The organism is Corynebacterium phoceense, assembly GCF_900092335.1.
GTDB lineage: Bacteria > Actinomycetota > Actinomycetes > Mycobacteriales > Mycobacteriaceae > Corynebacterium > Corynebacterium phoceense.
Map to the genome: position 1 here is coordinate 1836489 of NZ_LT596208.1, position 3667 is coordinate 1840155.

1 pseudogene is annotated in these 3667 nt (G+C 69.0%); it reads right to left on the reverse strand.

What is annotated here, in order from left to right:
* Positions 1-3667 (reverse strand): annotated as a pseudogene (locus BN9444_RS15295) (fatty acid synthase subunit beta domain-containing protein); the annotation flags it as partial.

Consider the following 3667-nt stretch of genomic DNA (forward strand, 5'->3'; position numbering starts at 1 on the left):
CGGAGACCGGAGCAGGCGCTGCTGCCGGAGCGGCGGCCGGAGCCGGGGTCTCCTCGGCAGGAGCTTCCTCAGTGGGCTCTGCGACGGGAGCAGCGGGGGCATCGGCAGCATCCTCGGCGAAGGCCTTCGGGCGGTCGCGCTCGATGTTGAGGACCTCGATGGTGGACTCCGCATACTGCGGCAGGCGCAGGGTCTGGCCCAGCATGTTGGCGAGCGTCGGCGAGGAACCAACGCCGACCTCGACGAAGCGCTCGACGCCCAGGCCCGTGAGCAGCAGGTCTTGGGTCTCGATCCAGCGCACGGGCGAGGCGAACTGCCAGGCCAGCAGCTCGATGAGAAGGGTGCGACCGAGCTTCACCGGGTCCTCCATGGCGGAGTCGAAGTCCGCGCGGATGCCGGCAAGGATCTCGGATTCCACGACGCTGAGCATGGAATCGACGAACTCGCGAGTGAGCTCGAAGGGGCGCGCGACGAGGTTCGGAATGTAGCGGTCGACGAGGACGTCGAGGTCCACGTCAGCCGGGATGAGCGAGTCGAGGTGCGCGCGGAAGGCCGGAACGCCGTTCAACAGGTGCGAGGAGTGGAACGGCACGTCGATGCCCGGAATCTGGATGAAGGCCCGCGTGCCCGGGGCGCGTCGTTCTGCGTCCTGAGCGAGCGCAGCGAGCCCAGCCTTGGTGCCGGCGACGGCGTACTGGACGCCAGCAATGTTGTAGTTGACGATTTCCAAGAACTCGCCGGTCTGCTCCGCGATGGCGGCGACGTGCGAGAAGACGTCCTCGGCGGAGATGCCCATCTTATTGGGGCGCAGGGCCGCCAGGCCATAGTTGGAGACGCCGTGCTCGTCGCGCTCGACGAGGCGGTGCATGGTGAGACCGCGAGCGTAGACGATGTCAACGACCGCCTCGAGCGAGAGGACCTGCGCGTACGCGGCGAGCGCGTTGTACTCACCCACGGAGTGGCCCGCGAAGAAGGCGGGGTGCTGGAGCACGCCGGCTTCCTCCATCTCCGCGATCTGGGCGCAGCCCAGGGTCGCCATAGCGACCTGCGTGAACTGCGTGAGATAGAGCACGCCGTCCGGGTGAGCGAAGGTCTCCCCTGCCACGACGACTGACTGCGGGTTGGTGCGCACGATCTCCAGGATGGAGAAGCCCAGCTTGGCGCGGGTGTGGCGGTCCGCGCGCTCCCACACGTCGCGGGCCGCAGCCGAGTTGGCGAAGGCGTCCATACCCATGCCCGGGGACTGGATACCCTGGCCCGGGAAACCGTAGAAGGTCACCGGTGCAGCCATCGTGGCGGTACCGATGAGCGCGGGCTCGCCGTCGACGTTGACGGTCACGGTGCGGACCTCGCCGCCGCGGGCCGACAGCGCGGTGCGGGCGACGTCGATGACGAGATGCGCGCCGGGCAGGATGGGGCTGAGCATCTGCGCGTCCCAGGACTCGAGGTGCGTGCCATCGAATCCGGCGGCGAGCTGGGCCACAGCGGAGGTCCACATGCCGTGGACGATAACGCCGGGCAGGCCGGCGAGCTTGGCTGCGGCGTCCGAGACGTGGATCGGGTTGCGGTCGCCCGTGACGACGGCGAACGGGTGCATGGACTCCGGCGCGTCGAGTTCGAGGCGATGACGGTGAGACTTGGTCTTCTCGACAACGGGCTCGCCACCCGCTGTCTTCGGGACTTCGTCCCCGCCCTTGCGACCACGGATGGCGAACTGCTCATCGAGGATGGCAAGGAGTTCGCCATCGGCCTCGATGTCGACCGTGACGGGGACGACACGTCCGAGCTGCGTGTCGGCGACGTCGCCTAGCTTCGCAGTGATGTCGAGCTGCGCGGCGTTCGGGAGCTCGCGGCGCAGCTCCAGGTGGTGGTTCAGGTGGACGAGGTTAAGCAGGCCCTCGACGACGGGCGCGCCATCCGGAGTCTCAGCGGCGGCGATGAGCGCGAAGACGGCCGGCCAGGCCTTGCCGACCAGGATGTCGGCAGCCACGCCGGTCTCGCCGGGCGCGTAGCCAGCGGTGACGTTCTCGTAGGANGGCCTGGCCAGCGCCGGCCCAGCCGTCATTGTCGGTGACGGGCTGCGCGTCGACGAGGGCTTGCTTGACCTGCGGGGACGCGGTGGACTCGAGGGTCGCCATGGCGGCGGTGCCCACCATGATGGCGTCCACCGGCATGTCCGCCATCTCGTGGGCGCCTGCCCACGAACCGGTGAGGTACTCGGCGCCGCGCTCGGGCGTGCCGATGCCGCCGCCCACAGCCAGGATGACATTGTCGCGCTCGCGAATCGTGGCGTAGGTGGCGATGAGGAGCTCATCGAGGTCCTCCCACGAGTGGTGGCCGCCGGCGTGGCCGCCCTCGACCTGCATGATCACAGGCGTCTCCACCGCGTCAGCGATGGCGAGCACCTGCTCGATCTGGCGCACGGTGCCCGGCTTGAAGGCCACCCACGGGAAGTTATCGGCGTGGAGCTGCTCCACGAGCGCGACGGACTCCTCGAGCGGCGGGATGCCGGCGGAGACGATGATGCCGGAAATCGGGGCGCCATTCGCGCGCGCCTTGGGCACCGCGCGCTCGCCGGAGATCTGGCGGCGCCACTGCGAGGCAGAGAGGTACATGGCGTTGAACTGGGCGTTGACCCCCGGCTCGAGGAGCTCTTCTAGGCGCTCGAGATTGGAAGCGAGCAACGCATTCGTCGTCTGCCCGCCACCAGCGAGCTCGGCCCAGTGGCCGGCGTTCGCGGCCGCGGCGACGATGGCCGGGTCCACGGTGGACGGGGTCATGCCCGGGAGCATGACCGGCGAGTAGCCGGTGACCTCGGTAAAACGGGTCGACACGCGGAGACCTTCGGTCCCCGGAAGAATACGAGGCGCGAAGCGCTCCCACGAGGACGGCAGCTCCGGCGCGCGACCCGCGTCGAAGAGCGCGGCCTGGCCTGCGGCGGAGTCGACGGCGAGGACGCCTACGCCGCGGCCCGCGACAAGCTCGTGGGTAAGCGATGCGACGCCACCGGCGGGCCCGCACTCGAGGATCCACTTTGCACCGGCCTCGACGGCGCTGGAAACTTCTGCACTCCAGTCCACCGTGTCGGTGAGCACTACACGCGCACCGCGCTCGGCAAGCTGCGCATCCAGACCAAGATCAGATGCCCAGGCCACGACCTGCGTGACCGCGGCCTCCAGCGACGCGTGGTGGTAGGCCGTCTGAATATCGAGCTCAGTGAACTTCGGCGCGAACGCGGCGCCACCGCGTTCCTTATTCTCATGCGCCTGGGCAGAGCGCGCCGCGGCCTTCTCCAGCCGTGCGCGCACGGCAGTGTTGTCCGCGCCCACGATGACAAAGTTCTTGTGGCCATTGCGCAGGCCAATCGTCGCGCCAGCGGCCTCGAGCTGCGCGCGGGTCGCACCCTGCACAGAAAGCATCGGGGCGTTGTCCGCTGTACGCAGGAGTCCCTCGGCGCGCGCGGTACGCGTGAGCGCCGCGCCAATGAGCTGTGCCAGGGCGATAGCATGCTCCGGCTGCATGGAGCCGTCCGCCACGAAGGTGGCAAGGGTGCCCTGGGAATGGCCCAGTCGTGCTACCGCGCGAGAGATATCCAGGCCCTGCGCCGCAAGCTGCTCCAGCACGGCGATCTGCGTGACGAGGATGCCCGGCGTGGACACTGCCGCGT